The organism is Nocardioides sp. P4_G10, assembly GCF_056401175.1.
In genome coordinates, this window is the sequence record NZ_JBFUJV010000004.1 from 111,637 (window position 1) to 129,405 (window position 17,769).

The 17,769-nt window shown below is 72.1% G+C and carries 14 protein-coding genes; 10 read left to right on the forward strand and 4 right to left on the reverse strand.

All coding sequences use genetic code 11. The features are described from left to right. On the reverse strand, nucleotides 1–435 hold the full coding sequence (locus AC1DP1_RS07550) for a hypothetical protein (protein WP_477506343.1): 435 nt from the start codon (nucleotides 433–435) through the stop codon (nucleotides 1–3). 200 nt (nucleotides 436–635) lie between these two features. Between AC1DP1_RS07550 and AC1DP1_RS07555 the strand changes: the two genes are divergently transcribed. Then, nucleotides 636–2,159 (forward strand): potassium/proton antiporter, encoded by a 1,524-nt coding sequence (locus tag AC1DP1_RS07555; RefSeq protein ID WP_477506344.1) that lies wholly within the window; start codon nucleotides 636–638, stop codon nucleotides 2,157–2,159. A gap of 22 nt (nucleotides 2,160–2,181) precedes the next feature. Here the strand turns inward: AC1DP1_RS07555 and AC1DP1_RS07560 are convergent, their stop codons facing one another. Both AC1DP1_RS07560 and AC1DP1_RS07565 read right to left on the reverse strand, forming a co-directional pair. Then, entirely contained in the window at nucleotides 2,182–2,685 is a 504-nt protein-coding gene (locus AC1DP1_RS07560; protein WP_477506345.1) for a LytR C-terminal domain-containing protein, read from the reverse strand. Further along, complete coding sequence (locus AC1DP1_RS07565; protein ID WP_457188583.1) at nucleotides 2,682–2,981, reverse strand: type II toxin-antitoxin system VapB family antitoxin; 300 nt, start codon at nucleotides 2,979–2,981, stop codon at nucleotides 2,682–2,684. The genes AC1DP1_RS07560 and AC1DP1_RS07565 overlap by 4 nt, the downstream gene beginning before the upstream one ends. Nucleotides 2,982–3,108: 127 nt before the next feature. Between AC1DP1_RS07565 and AC1DP1_RS07570 the strand changes: the two genes are divergently transcribed. Beyond that, nucleotides 3,109–4,773: a helicase HerA-like domain-containing protein gene (locus AC1DP1_RS07570; RefSeq protein WP_477506346.1), complete on the forward strand. Its 1,665-nt coding sequence runs from the start codon at nucleotides 3,109–3,111 to the stop codon at nucleotides 4,771–4,773. Between the two features lie 13 nt (nucleotides 4,774–4,786). Here the strand turns inward: AC1DP1_RS07570 and eccCa are convergent, their stop codons facing one another. After that, the gene (gene eccCa / locus AC1DP1_RS07575) at nucleotides 4,787–8,737 is read right to left on the reverse strand and encodes a type VII secretion protein EccCa (RefSeq protein ID WP_477506347.1); all 3,951 of its coding nucleotides are present in this window, start codon (nucleotides 8,735–8,737) and stop codon (nucleotides 4,787–4,789) included. A 169-nt stretch (nucleotides 8,738–8,906) separates the two neighbouring features. On the opposite strand from eccCa, the gene AC1DP1_RS07580 reads away from it, so the two are divergent. From AC1DP1_RS07580 to AC1DP1_RS07615, 8 genes are all read left to right on the forward strand, one after another. Further along, the gene (locus AC1DP1_RS07580; protein WP_477506348.1) at nucleotides 8,907–10,274 is read left to right on the forward strand and encodes a hypothetical protein; all 1,368 of its coding nucleotides are present in this window, start codon (nucleotides 8,907–8,909) and stop codon (nucleotides 10,272–10,274) included. Nucleotides 10,275–10,443: 169 nt separating this feature from the next. Beyond that, nucleotides 10,444–10,755 carry a WXG100 family type VII secretion target gene (locus AC1DP1_RS07585; protein ID WP_179618679.1) on the forward strand — a complete coding sequence of 104 codons (312 nt, stop codon included), beginning with the start codon at nucleotides 10,444–10,446 and terminating at the stop codon, nucleotides 10,753–10,755. Nucleotides 10,756–10,791: 36 nt separating this feature from the next. Further along, on the forward strand, nucleotides 10,792–11,082 hold the full coding sequence (locus AC1DP1_RS07590; protein WP_191194118.1) for a WXG100 family type VII secretion target: 291 nt from the start codon (nucleotides 10,792–10,794) through the stop codon (nucleotides 11,080–11,082). Nucleotides 11,083–11,231: 149 nt separating this feature from the next. Further along, nucleotides 11,232–12,614: a type VII secretion integral membrane protein EccD gene (gene eccD / locus AC1DP1_RS07595; RefSeq protein ID WP_477506349.1), complete on the forward strand. Its 1,383-nt coding sequence runs from the start codon at nucleotides 11,232–11,234 to the stop codon at nucleotides 12,612–12,614. A gap of 3 nt (nucleotides 12,615–12,617) precedes the next feature. Further along, a complete protein-coding gene (locus AC1DP1_RS07600; RefSeq protein ID WP_477506350.1) occupies nucleotides 12,618–14,042 on the forward strand; it encodes a type VII secretion protein EccB in 1,425 nt (474 codons plus the stop codon). After that, nucleotides 14,042–15,313: a S8 family serine peptidase gene (locus AC1DP1_RS07605; RefSeq protein WP_477506351.1), complete on the forward strand. Its 1,272-nt coding sequence runs from the start codon at nucleotides 14,042–14,044 to the stop codon at nucleotides 15,311–15,313. Before AC1DP1_RS07600 ends, AC1DP1_RS07605 begins: the two co-directional genes overlap by 1 nt. A gap of 34 nt (nucleotides 15,314–15,347) precedes the next feature. Continuing rightward, entirely contained in the window at nucleotides 15,348–16,415 is a 1,068-nt protein-coding gene (locus tag AC1DP1_RS07610) for a sugar phosphate nucleotidyltransferase (protein ID WP_477506352.1), read from the forward strand. A 47-nt stretch (nucleotides 16,416–16,462) separates the two neighbouring features. Continuing rightward, nucleotides 16,463–17,764 carry a UDP-N-acetyl glucosamine 2-epimerase gene (locus AC1DP1_RS07615; RefSeq protein ID WP_477506353.1) on the forward strand — a complete coding sequence of 434 codons (1,302 nt, stop codon included), beginning with the start codon at nucleotides 16,463–16,465 and terminating at the stop codon, nucleotides 17,762–17,764. Nucleotides 17,765–17,769 lie beyond the last annotated feature (5 nt).

Consider the following 17,769-nt stretch of genomic DNA (forward strand, 5'->3'; position numbering starts at 1 on the left):
TCAGAGCCCCGGGAGGTTCACGGTCAGCCAGTCCTTGTGACCGGCCGGGGGAGGGTCGAAGGCGAGGAGGGAGGCGTCGGCCTCGTCGGCATCGGCCGGGATCCCGTCGGGCCCGGACGCCTCGCCGGCCCGGGTGCGGGCGTCCTCGACGAGCGTGGTGGCCTTGTGGGCGCGTACGTCGATCGCCTCCTTGAGCGTGTCGACCTCCACGAGGTGCCGGGCGAGCGAGTCGGCGGCGGTCTCGTGTTGGGCGGCTGCGGTGCGCAGGTGGGAGGCGCGCTCCTTGATGCGCTCGCGCATCGCGTCGGCGGCCTTGCCGTGCCACGGCACGGCCTCGGCCTGGGACACGAGCCGGGCGGCCAGGGCCCGGATGTCGCCACCCTGCTCACGGAGCTGCGCCACGCGCTTGCGGCCCGCAGCGGTGTCGCCGTACATCGATCACTCCCTCTCGTCCGGTGACGCCTACCCCGTCAGCGGCACCTCAAACGTCCTCTTCCGGCAGGCGATTGTGCCGCAACCGGCCCCTGACGCGCCGGGGCCGGACCGTCCGAGCCCGGTCGAGGCGGCCGGGGGGCGCGTTGGCGGCCGATAGGATCCAGTCCGCCCCGCAAGCCGCAGAGCCACCCAGAGGTCACATGACGTTCGACGTCCACCAGCTCGACGAGTTCGTGCTGGTCGGTGCGGTCGTGACCCTCGCGGCGATCCTCGCGGTGCGGCTCTCGGCGCGCGCGGGGCTGCCGTCGCTGCTGATCTACCTCTTCATCGGCGTCCTGCTCGGCGAGGGCGGACCCTTCGGCATCCCCTTCGACGACGCCCAGCTCGCGCACGCGCTCGGGTTCGGGGCGCTGGCGGTCATCCTGGCCGAAGGTGGCCTGACCACCGACTGGCGGCAGATGCGCTCCAGCGTCCGCCTCGGCCTGTCGCTCGCGACGATCGGCGTGGCGGTGTCGGTGGCCATTGTCGCCGTGGGGACCCACTACCTCCTCGGCCTCCCGTGGGAGCTGGCGATCCTGCTCGGCGCGATCTGCTCGCCCACCGACGCGGCCGCGGTGTTCTCCGTCCTGCGCGCGCTCCCGCTGCCCAAGCGCCTCACGGGCGCTCTCGAGGCCGAGTCCGGTCTCAACGACGCCCCGACCGTCGTGCTCGTGGGGATCATCTCCACCGGTGCGATCGGGGAGGCGGGCCTGCTCGAGACCAGCGGCCTCATCGTCTTCGAGCTGATCGCCGGCGGGCTGATCGGCGCCGCGATCGGCGTGGGCGGCGCGTGGGTGATGCGACGGGCGGCACTGCCGTCATCCGGCCTCTACCCGCTCGCGGTCCTGTGCCTGGCCTTCGCGGCGTACGGCGCTGCGTCGGCGGTGCACGCCTCCGGGTTCGCCGCGATCTACATCGCCGCGCTGATCCTCGGCAACAGCGAGCTCCCGCACCGGGTGGCGACCCGCTCGTTCTCCGAGGGGGTGGCGTGGCTGGCCCAGATCGGGCTGTTCGTGATGCTCGGGCTGCTCCTCTCGCCGGCCCGCATCGACCTCGACACCGTCGTCCGGGCGCTGGCCACCGGCCTCGTGCTCACGCTCGTGGCCCGGCCGCTGTCGGTCGTCGTCAGCAGCATCGTGCAGCCGATGGGGCGGCGCGACCTGGCGTTCCTGTCGTGGGCCGGCCTGCGCGGTGCGGTGCCGATCGTGCTGGCCACGATCCCGCTGTCGGAGGGCGTGGAGGGCGCCGAGGACCTGTTCGACATCGTCTTCGTGATGGTCGTCGTCTACACGCTGCTGACGGGCCCGACCCTGCCGTGGGTGGCCCGCACGCTCGGGGTCGCCCGTCGCTCGGAACCGCGGGGCCTCGAGGTGGAGGCGGCGCCGCTCGACCGGGTCGCCGCCGACCTCCTGCAGGTGACGATCGCGCCCACCTCGAAGATGCACGGCGTCGAGGTCGGGGAGCTGCGGCTGCCGCAGGGGGCCTCGGTCTCGCTGGTGATCAGGTCGGGCGAGGTGCTCGTCCCCGAGCGTCGTACGGTCCTGCGGCACGGCGACGACCTGCTCGTGGTGACGCCGCGCAAGCAGCGCGAGGCCACGGAGGCGCGGATGCGCCAGGTCTCCGACAACGGGCGACTGGCGCAGTGGGTCGGCGACCCGAAGCGCCGTGACAAGGACAAGGACTAGGTCGGACCAGCCGGCGGGGCCGTCACTCCGAGCCGGTGGCCTTGCACCAGGTCGCGTCGGCCTCGGTGACCACGGACTCGACCTGCTTCTTCTTCAGCGACTGGAACTTCTCGCCGACCACCACGACGACGCCGGGGCCGAGCTCGTCGCCCTGGACGACCTGCGCGCGCTTGAACTGCCGCTGCACGAGCACGACCGCCGGGTTGTCCGGCTGGGAGGACCAGATCTGGGTGGTGGCCGCGGGGAGCGGGGAGTCGCCGACGGTGCCCTCGACGAAGCCGCGCTCGGCGAGCTGGGCGATGGTGGCTCCGGCGAGGCCGCTGCGCTTGCTGCCGTTGAAGACGCTCACCACGACCTGGTCGCGGCGCACCTCCGAACCGGCGGGCAGCGTCGTGTCCTCGCAGATCGCGACCGGCTCGTCCTCGGGGAACGGCTGGGTGAAGGCGGCCCATCCCCACACCGCGGCAATCAGCACCAGCACGGCGAGGACGGCCAGCGTGAGCGCCGACCGAGCCGCACCCGTCATTCGTCGGCCGCCTGGTGGACGCGGGCGTGCAGCACGCTGCGCTGCTGGAGCGCGGCGCGGAGGGCGCGGTGCAGGCCGTCCTCGAGGTAGAGGTCGCCCTTCCACTGCACGACGTGGGCGAACAGGTCGCCGTAGAACGTCGAGTCCTCGTCCAGGAGCGTGTCGAGCCGCAGGGTGTCCTTGGTGGTCACCAGCTCGTCGAGGCGCACCTGGCGCGGGGGCAGGTCTGCCCAGCCGCGCGAGTCGAGCCCGTGGTCGGGGTAGGGCCGGCCGTCGCCCACCCGCTTGAAGATCACGCCGGTGATCATAACGACGCCCCCTCACGGGCCTCGTCCTCGTCTCCGCCAGTGGGTGGGCGCGGGGTCACGCGGCCTCGCTCGTCAGGCCGGGAGCGACGCCGTCGCGCCCGGCTAGGCTCGCGACATGAGCGAGACGCCCGAGGCCGAGCCCACCCCGTCCGCACCCGCCGAGGAGACCACCGCGAGCGCCCCGGTCCCCGACCCGGTTCCGGCACCGGCCTCGGACCCCATCTCAGACCCCATCTCAGAGGCCGTCGCACCCGGCTACCTGTTCGAGGGCGACGCGCTCGAGCTCGGTGGGCTGATGCTGAACGCCGACGACCTCAGCGACGTACGCATCCGCATCCCGCTGGGGATGCTCAACCGCCACGGCCTCGTCGCGGGCGCCACCGGCACGGGCAAGACGAAGACCCTGCAGCTGCTCGCCGAGCAGCTCAGCGCGAACGGCGTGCCCGTCTTCGCAGCCGACATCAAGGGCGACCTGTCCGGCATCAGCGTGCCGGGGGAGCCGAGCGACAAGCTGTCCGCGCGCACCGCCAGCGTCGGCCAGGACTGGAAGGCGACCGGCTTCCCGACGGAGTTCTACGCGATCGGCGGCCAGGGCGTCGGCGTACCCGTCCGCGTGACGATGAGCGCGTTCGGGCCGACCCTCCTCGCGAAGGTGCTCGGCCTGAACGAGACGCAGGAGTCCTCGCTGGGCCTGGTCTTCTACTACTGCGACAAGCAGGGGCTGCCGCTGCTCGACCTCGCCGACCTGCGCGCGGTCCTGCAGTACCTCACCGCCGACGCGGCCGGGAAGGCCGAGCTGAAGACGATCGGCGGGCTCTCGCCCCAGACCGCAGGCGTGATCCTGCGTGAGCTGGTCGCCTTCGAGGCCCAGGGCGCCGACGTGTTCTTCGGCGAGCCGGAGTTCGAGACCAAGGAGTTCCTGCGCACCGCCGAGGACGGACGCGGCATCGTCAGCCTGCTCGAGCTGCCCAACCTCCAGGACCGGCCTGCGCTCTTCTCGACGTTCCTGATGTGGCTGCTCGCCGACCTCTTCCACGACCTGCCGGAGGAGGGCGACCTCGACAAGCCCAAGCTGGTCTTCTTCTTCGACGAGGCGCACCTGCTCTTCAACGACGCCTCCGACGCCTTCCTCGACCAGATCGCCCAGACCGTGCGGCTGATCCGGTCCAAGGGCGTGGGCGTCTTCTTCGTGACGCAGTCGCCCACCGACGTCCCCGACGACGTGCTCGGCCAGCTCGGCTCGCGGATCCAGCACCAGCTCCGCGCCCACACCCCCAACGACGCCAAGGCCCTCAAAGCGACCGTCAACACCTACCCCAACAGCGCGTACGACGACCTCGGCGCGGTCATCACGTCGCTCGGGATCGGCGAGGCGGTGGTGACGGTGATGAACGAGCGCGGTGCGCCGACCCCCGTCGCCTGGACCCGGCTGCGGGCCCCCGAGTCGTTGATGGACCCCGCGCCCACCGCCGAGATGGAGGCGGCGGTCAAGGCCTCGCCGCTCACCGCGAAGTACGCCGAGGCGATCGACCGCGAGTCCGCCCGCGAGCTGCTCGCCAAGAAGCTCGAGGAGGGTGCCCGCAAGGCCGCGGAGGACGCCCGCGTCAAGGAGATGGCGCGCGAGCAGAAGAACGAGCGCGTGACCACGAAGGCCGAGCGGGCGCCGAAGGAGGAGGACGGCATGGTGGAGAGCGTCGTGAAGTCACGCGCGTTCAAGGACTTCATGAGCACCGCCGCCCGCGAGATCGCCCGCGGGATGTTCAAGAGCGGTCGGCGGTAGATCGCTCGAACGCTCACATGGTCGGGTCGAGCCAGGCCAGCTGCGCGGTCTGGGTGCCGCCGTCGCGGGTGACGACGCGGGCGCGGCCCTCCGGGGCGGGCTGCGGACGCAGGTTGCCGATCAGGACGCCCTCGTCGCGGGGACCCGACAGCATCACGCCGGGCATCGCGAGGTCGCGCAACGACTGGATGACCGGCTCGTAGAGCGCGCGTGACGCACCACCCGTGCGACGCGCCACGACGACGTGCAGGCCGACGTCGCGTGCCTGCGCCATCAGCGGCTGCAGTGCCGAGACGGGTGAGGACTGCGCGGTCGCCACGAGGTCGTAGTCGTCGACGACCACGAACACCTCGGCGCCCGTCCACCACGACCGGCTGCGCAGCTGGTCGGGCGTGACGTCGGGGCCGGGGATGCGGCCCTCGAGGTAGCTCGCGATGTCCTTCAGCGTCGGCGTCGCCTGGGTCGCCGAGGTCAGGTAGTTGAGGAGGTACTCGTCGGGCACCTCGCCGAGCATCGAGCGCCGGTAGTCGACGAGGACGATCTGCGCCTCCTTGGGCGTGCGGGTGCGCATGATCTCGTGGACGTACGCCCGCAGCAGCGCGCTCTTGCCCGACTGGCCGTCGCCGAAGATCAGCATGTGCGGCTCGGCGTCGACGTCGAGGCCGACCGGCGCGAGCTCCTTCTCGTTGATGCCGAGCAGGATCTGCTTCTGCGGCAGCTGCCGGCGCACGGCGTCCTCGCGCACCGCCTCGAGGGTGACCTTCTCGGGCAGCAGGCGCAGCTTGGGACCCTGCGGGCCCTTCCACGCAGCGGCCATCCGGTCGATGAGGTGGTCGACGCCGTCACCGAGGGTGTCGGCGCTGCCGTCGCCGTCGATGCGCGGCAGCGCGCCGAGGAAGTGCAGCTTGGACGGTACGAGACCGCGGCCGGGACGGCCGACCGGGACGAGCGCGGCGACCTTGCGGTCGACCTCGGAGTCGAGGGGGTCACCGAGCCGCAGCTCGAGCTTGGAGCCGAAGACGTCACGCATCGCGGCGCGGTAGTCCGCCCACCGGGTGGAGGCAGTGACGATGTGGAGGCCGAAGGTCAGGCCGCGCGCGGCGAGCTGCTGGATCTCCATCTCGAGGTCGTCGAACTCCGCGCGCAGCGTGCTCCAGCCGTCGATGACGAGGAAGACGTCGCCCCACCCGTCGTCGACGCGGCCCTGCGTACGACGCAGGCGGTAGGTCTCGATCGAGTCGATGCCGTTCTCGCGGAAGTAGGCCTCGCGCCGGTCGACGATGCCCTCGACCTCGGCCATGACACGACGTACGACGTCGGGCTCCGAGCGGGTCGCGACACCGCTGACGTGGGGGAGGCGGGCCAGCGGCGCGAACGTGCCGCCGCCGAAGTCGAGCACGAAGAACTGCGACTCCGTCGGCGTCGTCACCAGCGCCATGCTCGTGACGATGCTGCGCAGCATCGTGCTCTTGCCCGAGCGCGGTCCGCCGACGACGGCGACGTGGCCGGCCGCGCCGGTGAGGTTGAGGGTCATCGTGTCGCGGCGCTGCTCACGCGGCCGGTCGACGGTGCCGAGCGGGATGACCAGGCCCGGCACGTTGCGCCACTGCGGCGACGTCAGGCCGAGGTCGGGGCTCTCGACGAGGTCGGGCATGAGCTCGTCGAGCGTGTCGGGCACGTCGAGCGGCGGCAGCCAGACCTGGTGCGCCTCGGGCCCCTTGCCGACCATGCGCGTGACGGCGATGTCGAGCAGGGAGGGCTGCTCGCCCTGGTGGGGCTGCGGCGTCGCGACCTCGGTGACCTCCTCGGTCGGCTCGAGGGCCTGCACCTCGGAGATCGTGAAGGGCAGGATGCCGCGGATCGCGCCGCCCTCGTCGCGGGTGACGCGGGTGCGGCTCGACGGCGGCCCCGAGACGTACGCCGCCTTGAAGCGCAGCAGCGTGGACTGGTCGGGCTTGAGGTAGCCCAGGCCGGGGACGGCGGGCAGCTCGTAGGCGTCCGGCACACCGAGGACGGCCCGGGACTCGCCGGCCGAGAAGGTGCGGAGGCCGACGCGGTAGGACAGGTGGGACTCGAGGCCGCGCAGCCGGCCCTCCTCGAGCCGCTGCGACGCGAGCAGCAGGTGCAGGCCGAGCGAGCGGCCGAGGCGACCGATGGCGACGAAGAGGTCGATGAACTCCGGCTTGGCCGAGAGCATCTCGGAGAACTCGTCGACGACGATGAACAGGGACGGCATCGGCTCGAGCGGCTCGCCGTTGGCGCGGGCCTTCTCGTAGTCGCGCACCGACGCGTAGTTGCCGGCGTCGCGGAGCAGCTCCTGGCGCCGGGTCATCTCGCCGGAGAGCGCGTCCTGCATGCGGTCGACGAGGGTGAGCTCGTTGGCGAGGTTGGTGATGACGGCCGAGACGTGCGGCATGTCGGCCATGCCGGCGAAGGTCGCACCACCCTTGAAGTCGACGAGCACGAGGTTGAGCTGCTCGGACGAGTGCGTCATGACCAGGCCGAGGACCAGCGTGCGGAGGAACTCCGACTTTCCGGAGCCGGTCGCGCCGATCACGAGGCCGTGGGGGCCCATGCCCTGCTGGGCGGACTCCTTGATGTCGAGGTGGATCAGGCCACCGGAGTCGCCGATGCCGATCGGGACCCGCAGCCGGTCGCGCGCGGGGCGCGGCCGCCAGGCGGTCGCCGGGTCGTAGCTGAAGATGTCGCCGAGGCCGAGCAGGTCCATGTGGTCGGGGGTCGTCGAGGTGATGTCGACGGCGCCGCCGGCCGAGGACGACTCGGCGCTGGCGGTCTTGAGCGGCGCGATGCGCCGGGCGAACGCCTCGGCCGTGGCGATGTCGCACTGGTCGGCGAGCGCGCGGACCGGCTCGCCGCGCATCCGCAGGGCGCTCACCGGGCGCTTGCCGAGCTCGTCGGGGGCGTCGGCGAACTCCAGGCGCAGGCGGGTGGAGTCCTCGAGCTCGTCCCACCGGCTCGGCAGGTCGAGCAGCGTGACGCCGTGCAGGCCGTCGGGCGGGACGATGTGGTTGCCGGGCGGCAGGTGGCCGCCGTCGATGACCAGCAGGATGTGCGGCGTGGCGGCGCGCTCGTCGGCGCCGAAGCGGGGCCGGTCGCTCAGGTCGGGCGGGAGCAGGCTGCCGAGGTCGTCGAGGGAGGTCGAGACCAGGCGCATCGGCCCGACCGCGTCGGCCTCGCGGGTGCTCTGCGCGTGCGGCAGCCACTTCACCCAGTCCCAGTGGGTGAGGTTCTGCTCGGAGCTGAGCACCGCGACGACGAGCTGGTCGGGGTTCTGGAACGCCGTCGCGGAGCAGATCATCGCGCGCGCCGTCGAGCGGACCTCCTCGGCGTCGCCGCACAGCTCGATGCGGTCGAAGGCACGCAGGTCGATCGACGCCGGCAGGTTGGGCTGCAGGCGGTGCACGACGAGGAGCCGGTGCAGGGCGGACGCGGCGGCCGGGTCGACCTGGTCCACCGGCGCGCTCTCCGGTGGCACCAGCTCCAGCGACAGCGGTTGCGAGCACAAGCCGTAGCGCACGTGCAGGAAGTTGTCGTCGGTCGCGGTGTGCTCCCACAGCCGGGTGCGGTCCTCGGCCAGCGAGGGCAGCGCGGCGGGCTCGGGGTGGTGCCAGTTGAGCGCCCGCCGCTGCTGGTCGGCGGCCTCGCGCGCGACCTTGCGGATGTTGCTGAGGTAGCGCAGGTACTCGGTGCGCGATCCGGTGACCTGCTGCGCACGCTGCTTACGTTGCCGGTCGATCTGGACGATGATGAAGCCGAGCGTGGCGAACAGGAACATGCCGGCCGCGAGGAAGCTCCGGCTCTTGTTGGCGCCGCCCATCGTCGCGACGAGCACGATGGAGCCCAGGCTGCCGAGCATCGGGATGGCGTTCATCAGCACGCCGCCGGCGCCCTCGCCCTCCTGCAGCTCGGGCGGCGGCTGCAGCACGATCTGTCCACCCGGCATCTCCGGCTCGTCGAGCCTCTGACCGCCCCGCAGTGTCGTGCTCAACGCGTCCCCCAGTGCCGTGCCCGATGAAGTCGCGACGATGATAGGTGCTGCCGTGCCGACCGCACCTGCGACTACTCTCCAGCGGGGTGGTGCTCGTACGGTGGGCAACGCAGAGGGGGAATCCGTGTCGGACGTCGCGATGTCCAGCAGTGCTCGCGCGACCATCGCGCTGAGCATCCACGGCCCGGCCGGGGTGCTCGACCTCGTCGTGCCCGCCGGCGCGACCGCCGTCGACGTCGCGCGGGAGTACGCCAAGCAGGCCGACGTACCCGGCATCCCGCTGCTGCAGACCGCCCTCGGCGAGCGGCTCAACGCCGCCGTGCCGCTGGGCGAGGCGGGCATCCAGCCCGGTGACGTGCTCGTCGCGACGACCGGCGTGCACCGGCCGCGCCGGGTGACCCTCCTCCAGGCCGCCAAGAACGCCCCGGAGAGCCCCGCGCTCGCCGCGATGATCGCCTGGGTCGCGGCGCTGGTCGCCGCACTCGCCGCCTGGTACGCCGGCCGCGCGGGCGACGACGTCCTGCGCACCGTCGCCGTCGGTGTGCTGCTCGCCTGCTCGATCGCCGGAGTGCTGCCGGTCGGTCGTCACGCCCGACAGCGTGCGGCCGCCGCACCGGCGTTCGCTGCCGCCGCGGCGTTCGCGGCACTCCACGAGCCGGGCATCCACCTGCTCCCGGCCGTCCTCGGAGCCGCCGGCATCTCGTCGGCCGTCGTCGCCGGCATCGGCCGCGCCCTGTCGGTCCACGACGACGAGGTGAGCACGGTGTGGATCGTCAGCGGCCTCACGGTCTTCGCCTGCTGTGCCGTCCCGGCGATGCTCGGCTGGGACGCCCGGGTCACCTGGACGCTGCTGGTCTTCCTCTCGATGATGGCGGCGCGCTTCGCGCCCTCCCTCGCCGTCGACGTGCCCGACGAGGCGCTGCTCGACCTGGACCGGCTGGCCGTCACCGCCTGGTCGGCCCGCGACAGCCGGCGCCAGGGTCGCCGCGGCCGCATCGTGGTCGCCGGCGACGCCATGGAGCGCCTGGTGCACCGGGCCTCGCGCATCGTCACCGGCGCCGCGGCCGCGATCATGGTGACGATGCTGGTCGCCAGCCCGCTGCTGCTGCACACGGCGACCATCGACCTCGACCGCATCGGCGCCCGCTGCCTGGTCTTCTTCGCGGGCTGCTCGCTGCTCCTCGCCGCCCGCTCCTACCGCCACGCCGCCRCACGGATCCTGCTGCGCCTGGCCGGCCTCGGCGCGCTCGTGGCGCTGGCCGTGCACCTCGCCGCGGGGCCCGGCGCGAGCCACGTCGACGTGTTCGTCTACGTCACCGTCGGGCTGGGCGTGATCGCCCTCGCCGCGGCCGTGGCGGCCGGCCGCGGCTGGCGGTCGGTGTGGTGGTCGCGCCGCGCCGAGGTCGCCGAGTCGTTGTGCGGCAGCTTCGCCTTCGCGTCGGCCGTGGTCGCGGCCGGGGTCTTCCGGCGCCTGTGGGAAATGACCTCCTGATCGACATGAGTCCGTCGATCGGTGGATTCATGTTTAGGCCCAAAGCGGTCGGGTAGATGCACGTCAGCGCGGGGGGCCGGGACGTCTCCCCGAGCACCGGATCACCAGTCCAGTGAGTCACCAACACACAACACTCGGTCGGTTCGACCGCCGAGGGAGAAGGATCGACATGAGCGAGATGTACGGCCAGACAGAGAAGGCCCTCTCCAAGGGCGCCGACTTCGTCGACCAGGCCCGCGGCGACGTCAAGAACAAGTGTGGCGTCCTCTCCGGCAACATCCAGACGATGATGGGTGGATGGGGCGGCCAGGGTGCCACCGCGTTCAACAACCTCATGATCGCCTGGGACCAGAAGCAGGAGACCATCCTCAAGGCCCTCGACCAGCTCTCGGCCTCCATGAAGGAGACGGAGCGCGACAACGTCTCGACCGACGAGTCGCAGTCCGCCAACCACGCCAACCTCCAGGGCCGTCTCGGCTGACGCCGGCACCCGACTTCTGAGAACTAGGAGATCGACATGACTTTCGACGGAATCAAGGTCCAGCACGGCACCCTCGACGCCGGTGCGGCCGACGTGATGAAGGCGGCCAAGGACATCGAGTCGCGCCTCGACCAGCTCGAGAACGAGCTCAACCCCCTCAAGGCGGACTGGAACGGTAACGCCAAGATGGCGTACGACCAGGCGAAGGCCAAGTGGGACCAGGCGATGTCCGAGATGACCCTCCTGCTCCAGCAGGCCAGCCAGGGCGTGGACTCGTCCAACGCCGAGTACAAGGCGGCCGACGCCCGGGGCGCCAACCGCTTCTGAGCACCGCACACCGTCCGAGGCCGGTCGTCCCTCCGGGGACGTCCGGCCTCGTGGCATTTTCGCGAGCGGCTTTCGCCTAGGCTGCTCCCCGTTCAGTGCCCAGGCCCCGCGGCCGACGCAGCTGCAAGGACATTCAGGGGGAAACACCAATGAGTCAGGGGTCCTCGGTCGCCTCAGGCCTGGTCCGGGTGACCATCGCCTCGGGATCGCGACGGGTCGATCTCGTGCTGCCGGGCTCGATCCCGGTCGCCGAGCTCGTTCCGGAGCTCGCCCGCTCGGTCGGCCTGCTCGACGCCTCCACCGTCTACGGCGGCTACCGCCTGGTGACCCAGGAGGGCCGGATCCTGGTCAACAACGCCGGCCTGACGATGCAGGGCATCGAGGACGGTGGCCTTCTGACCGTCTCCGCCGGCGTCGACGACAAGGCCCCGCGCGTCTACGACGACGTCGTCGAGGCGATGGCCGACGTCGTCGAGAACGAGCTCAAGCCGTGGGAGCCGGCGGCAGGACGGCGTACGGCGCTGGGTGCGGGCAGCATCCTGCTCGGCCTCGGCGCGCTGGCCCTCCTCCTGCTGGGCGAGAGCGTGCTGGGCGGCGTCGCCGCGGCCGTGATCGCGGGACTCCTCGTCGTCGGCGGCATCGTGCTCACCCGCGCTCAGGGCGAGCCCGAGGCCGGGGTCGTCGTCTCGCTGCTCGCCGCCGTCTACGCCGCGGTCGCCGGGCTCCTGCTCGCACCCGGCGATCTGCCCGCCTGGAGCTGGCCGCTGGACGACGCGTTCTTCTCCGACGCACTCCTCTTCGCCGGGCTCGGCGTCCTCGCCGTCGGGCTGGTAGCCGTGGTCGGCCTCCAGGGCGGCCGCGCGCTCGTGATCCCGGCCGTCGTGGTCGGCGCGGTCGTCGTCGCGGGCTCGGTGCTCATCCGCGTGTTCTCGCTCGAGCCGTCCACCGTCTTCGTCGTCCTGCTCACCCTGGTCGTCCTGGCCGGCAGCATCTTCCCGTGGCTCGCCCTCGGGGTGACCGGCACGAGCGTCGACCAGCTCTACTCGCTCCACGACATCACCGCCGATCCCGACGAGATCGACCCGGACGAGGTCGCCGACGACGCCCGCGTCGGCCACGAGATCCTGCTCGCGGTCTCCGCCTCGGTCGGCACGCTCCTCGTCCTGCTCGCCCCGTTCGCCGTCGGGCGCGGGGTCTACGGCACGATCCTGGCCGCCGTGTGCTGCCTGGCCGTCATGTTCCGCACCCGCCAGTACCGCACCGGCTCGGAGGTGCTCGCCGGCCTCGTCTCCGGCATCCTCGGCCTGGTCTCGGTGGCCCTGTCGATGCTGCTCATCCACGACGGCTGGCGTGCCGGCGCCGCGATCGGTCTCGCCGGCGTCGGGGCCGTCCTGCTCGCACTGACCCTCGTGCCGGCCTCGCCGTCGGTGCGCCGCGGCCGCATGGGCGACGTCGTCGAGACGATGACGCTGCTCGCGCTGCTCCCGCTGATGGTCCTCGCGGCCGGCTTCGTCTCCGCGGTGGCGGGCTGATCGATGGCCACCAAGAAGGACCTCGTCGAGGCCCACGCCTTCAGCCGCCGCCGCCTCGTCACCGCCTTCGTCTCCGGCGCCCCGGGCGGCCGTGAGGTGGAGCCGGTGAAGCCCGGCCGCGTGCTGATCGGCGGCGTCGCCCTCTCCGTCCTCCTCCTCGCCGGAGCCGCGATCGCGGGGTTCCTCCTCGGGCGCCCGCCCGCGCAGTGGCTCGACGAGGGCAGCTTCGTGATCTCCAAGGACACCGGCGAGCAGTACGTCGTCCTGCGCGGCGGCGACGACCCGTTGCTGCAGCGGGTGCCCAACTACGTCTCGGCCCAGCTGCTGCTCGGACAGGACGAGCTCACGCCGTTCACCGTCCGCGACAAGTACATCCGCACCGTCCAGCTCGGTGAGGACCTCGGCATCGACGCCGCGCCCGCCAGCCTCCCGTCGGCGGACGAGCTGGTCAACGACGGCTGGACCGCCTGCACGGGGGACGGGGTCGGCATCAAGGTCGCGATGCAGCGCACGCCCACCGTCGAGGACCTGGCGGGGTCCGCCTTCCTGGTGAGCAGCGAGGGCACGACCTGGCTGATCGCCACCGCGCCGGCCGTCGGGAGCAAGCAGGGCAGTGCCTACCGCTTCCCCATGCCCGAGGACGAGACCCAGTCCTCGACCCTGGGCGACCGGCTCGGGTTCGGGGCGTCGGCGACCGAGGTCGACCCCGACTGGCTGAACCTGTTCCGGCTCGGCGAGCCCCTCGAGAAGGCGTCCTTCGGGGTCACCCGGCCCGGGGAGCCCGTGCCCTACGGCAGCACCGGCACCGACCTCTCGCAGTACCGCATCGGCGACCTGCTGCTCTCCAGCAGCGGCTCCTACTACCTCCTCGGCGACGAGAAGCCCGAGCGGCTCAGCGACTTCGCCGGCATGGTCTACGGCGTCGTCGAGCAGCCGGCGCAGGAGCTCCCGGGCGACCTCTCCGCCTCCTTCGGAGACCCCAGCACGCCCGCGGAGTGGCCCAGCGACGTACCGCAGCCGATCACCAACGGTGCGCTCTGCGCGGTGCTCCACCCCGCGACCGGTGCCGACGCCACGTTCAGCCTCGCGACCAACCCGACCGGCGCGGCCGACCCCTACCGCGACGACGTACGCCCCGGCCGCCACGCGGTCGACGTCGAGCCGAGCGCCGGCGCCTACGTGCTCTCCGGCTCGGGTGAGGCCGCCGACGCCGGCACCCGCTACGTCATCGACCCCAAGGGCGAGAAGTACGAGCTGGTCGGCTCGGAGGTACCCGACTTCCTCGGCTACGGCGACGTCGAACCGCCGCTCGTGCCGAGCGCGTGGCTGGAGTTCTTCCAGCCGGGCGTGCAGCTGTCGACCAACAGCGCGCGCCGGGTCCCCGAGGATGCCCCGCCGGCGGACGACGCGGCCGCGGACGCCGGCTGATGGCTGCACCGTCGACGGGTCGTCGCCTGCCCCTGCCGCGCCTCCCGTCCGTGCGTACGACGCTCGCCGCCGGCCTGCTCGCGGCCTCGGTGGTGCCGCTCGGGGCGCCTCCCGCCGCCGCCGACCACGACGCCCCCTGCCTCGAGTCGGAGGTGCCCGACTCCGAACGGCTGGCCGACACCCACACCAAGGACAACCTCGCCTTCGAGCGGATGCACGTCGAGCAGGCGCAGGAGCTCGCCACCGGCAAGGGCGTGAAGATCGCCGTCATCGACAGCGGGATGGTCGGCATCGAGGGGCTCGACATCGCCGGCGCGACGGCCATCGCGGGCGTCAACCCCGACACCCGCCTCTCCGGACACGGCACGATCGTCGGCGGGCTCATCGCCGGGCCGCGCGGCGTCGCGCCCGACGCCCAGGTCCTCGACGTCAAGGTCTACGACGCCGACGACGCCGACACCACGCAGGGTGAGCGGCCGCTGACGTCGGCCGGCATCGCTGCGGGCATCGACGCCGTCATCCGGGCGCAGCCGCAGCAGCAGGTCGACATCGTCAACATCTCCCTCGCGGTCCGCCAGCCCGACCCGGAGCTCGAGGCCGCGGTCGCGCGCCTCGTGGACCTCGGGGTCGTCGTGGTGGCCGCTGCGGGCAACGTCCCGGTCGGCACCCCCGACTCCGGCTTCGCGGGCACGCCCGACAACGACGCCGACGTCTTCCCCGCCGACTACCCGGGCGTGCTCGCGGTCAGCGCGACCCCGCCCGGCGACGAGAGCCCCAGCACCTACGTCCTGCCCAACCTGGACACCGACGTCGCCGCGCCGACGCTGGGCGCGATCTCGGCCAACGCCACCGGTCAGGTCTGCGTCGTCGACCAGGTCGCGACGTCGTGGGCGAGCGCCGAGGTCACCGGGGTCATGGCCCTGCTCAAGCAGCGCTTCCCCCGCGAGACCCCCCAGCAGCTGGTCGCCCGGCTGCAGGCGACAACCGAGGGAGCCGGTGCTCCCGAGGGCCCGGACGGCAAGGCGACCAACCCGTGGACCGGGGCGGGTGTCGTGCAGGTGCACGACGCGCTCACCCGGGAGATCAAGCCGGGTCGCAAGGGCAAGGTGGAGACCACCGTCCAGGAGGTCCGCGCCGACGCCCAGGCCCCGCCCGCGCCCCAACGCATCGACCTGTTCGGCACGCCCCGCGCGATCCTCCTGTGGTCGGGGCTCGTCGCCGGGTCGCTGCTCGCGCTCGCCTTCATGCTGCGCCCGTTGCTGCGACGGTGAGACCGGACGCCCATTCCCGTGATGGAATCAAGGCATGCCTGACACGTCAGACGCGCCCGTGGCCGTCATCCTCGCCGGCGGCCAGGGCTCGCGCCTGTGGCCGATCAGCCGCGACCGTGCCCCCAAGCAGTTCCAGCCCGTCGTGCGGGACCGTCCGCTGCTCACCGGCACGATCGAGCGGCTCAGCGAGATCGTGGACCCCAGCCGCATCCACGTCTCGACGCGTGCCCGCTTCGCCGACGCCGCCCGGGCGACCCTCGGCCCGGTGCCGCCGGAGAACCTGATCCTCGAGGAGGACCCGGCCGGCCCCGCGACGGCGTTCGCCCTGAGCGTCGCGACGCTCTTCCACAAGTACGGCAACGCGCCGGCGCTGATCGCACCCTCGGACCACCTGATCACCGAGGAGGACGCCTTCAACGCGGCCTCCCGTGACATGCTCGCGCAGCTCGAGCGCACTCCCGAGTCGATGGTCGTGCTTGGCGCGGAGCCGACCCGGTTCGACGCGAGCCTGGGCTACATCCACACCAAGGGCGGCGACGACGCCGTGCAGGTGATCGACTCCTTCCACGAGAAGCCCGACGAGGAAATCGTCAGCGAGCTGGGGGAGTCGGGCAACCTGTTCTGGAACACCGCCTGCTACGGCGTCCGCGTCGGGCGGGCCTGCGAGGCCTACCGCACCGCCCTGCCCCTCATCTTCGAGTCCATCGAGCGGTTCGCCCGCGGTGCGACGTCCGACAAGGCATACCGCGGCGCCGCCATCGGCGGCCACGAGATCTACCCGCTGATGTGGGCCGGCATGGAGTGCCTCGTCGTCCCGCGGCAGCTGGGGTGGACCGACGTCGGCACCTGGACGCGCCTCGAGCGGGTGCTGCATGACCAGCGCGTCACCTCGATCGGTCCCGCGCTCCAGCTCGACGCCGAGGACACGCTCGTCGCCAGCATGGACGGCCGACCGGTCGTCACGCTCGGCGCGCGAGGTCTGATCGTGGTCACGCACGAGGATGGTGTGTACGTCCTCGACCGTCAGAAGGCACTCGACGCCGGCATCCTCGAGCGGCTCCGCTCGCTCCTCGCGGCCAGCAGCCGCGAGGACCTCCTCTGACCGCGCCGCCGCGGTCCCCGTCCAGCACGCTCCACCCGAAGGAACCCATGTCCCACGARAACAGCCAGCACATCGTCGTCGTCGGCACCAAGCCCGACATCATCAAGCAGGCGCCGATCTACCACGAGCTGCGGGACCGCGGCCACGACGTCGTGCTGTGCCACACCGGCCAGCACTACGACCACAACCTCTCGCAGTCGATGCTCGACGAGTTCGGCGTCCGTGAGGACATCAACCTCGAGGTGCGCGGCGGCGTCAACGACCTGGTCTCCGGCATCACCGCCAAGCTCGCGCAGTACCTCCGCGGCTTCGCCGAACGCGGCGGCTTCCCGATCACCTACGTGCACGGCGACACGACCACCGCCATGGCCGGCGCCCTCGCCACCTTCGGCGAGCGGCAGGCGCTCGTGCACGTCGAAGCCGGTCTGCGCACGCTCTCGCCCAAGCCCGAGGTGCTCAAGGGCTGGCTCGAGCAGGGCGCCGACCTCGACTGGGCGTCGTTCCGTGAGCAGTCGATCGACCGCGCCAGCTGGGCCAAGGGCAGCCGCGAGCCGTCGCCGGAGCAGTTCAACACCCGGGTCGCCGACGCGGGCTCCGACCTGCACGCCGCCCCCGTCGAGCTCAACCGCGAGTTCCTCATCGAGGAGGGCTTCGCGCCCGCCGCGATCGACGTCGTCGGCAACTCGGTCGTCGACGCGCTCGCGCAGGCAGTCGCCGGCAGCGACAGGAACCAGGTGCTGCAGAAGTTCCCGCAGATGGGCGACGGGTCCTTCCTGCGCTTCTGCGTCCACCGCCGCGAGAACACCACCAACCGCGACCGCTTCAACCTGCTGATGGACGCCATGGAGGCGCTGCTCGAGCAGGGCCACCACGTGCTGTTCATCCGGCTGCTCGGCACCGAGGCCGCGATCGACAACTTCGGCCGCCGCCAGTGGCTCCAGGACCTCGAGGAGAGGTACGGCGACGCGCTGATCTCGACGCCCGTGTGGGACAGCTACCTCGACGTCGTCGCCGCGATGTCCATGTGCGCCGTCATCGCCACCGACTCCGGCTCCATCGTCGAGGAGGCCAACGTCCTCGAGGTGCCGTGCGTGACCCTGCGCTTCGGGTCCGACCGCTCCGAGACGTTCCTCGCCGGCAGCAACTTCCTCGCCCCGCCCGTCGACAAGGACCTGATGACCAGCGTCATCCACCAGGTCTTCGAGCACCGCGCCGAGCTGTCGTGGGACCGGGTCTACCCCGAGAAGGCGTCCGCGATGCTCGTCGACGCGGTCGAGCGACGGCTCGGCCAGGGGAGCCTGCTGATCTCCGAGGAGTGGCGCTACGGCCTCCAGGCCCAGCTGCGCTGACCGGC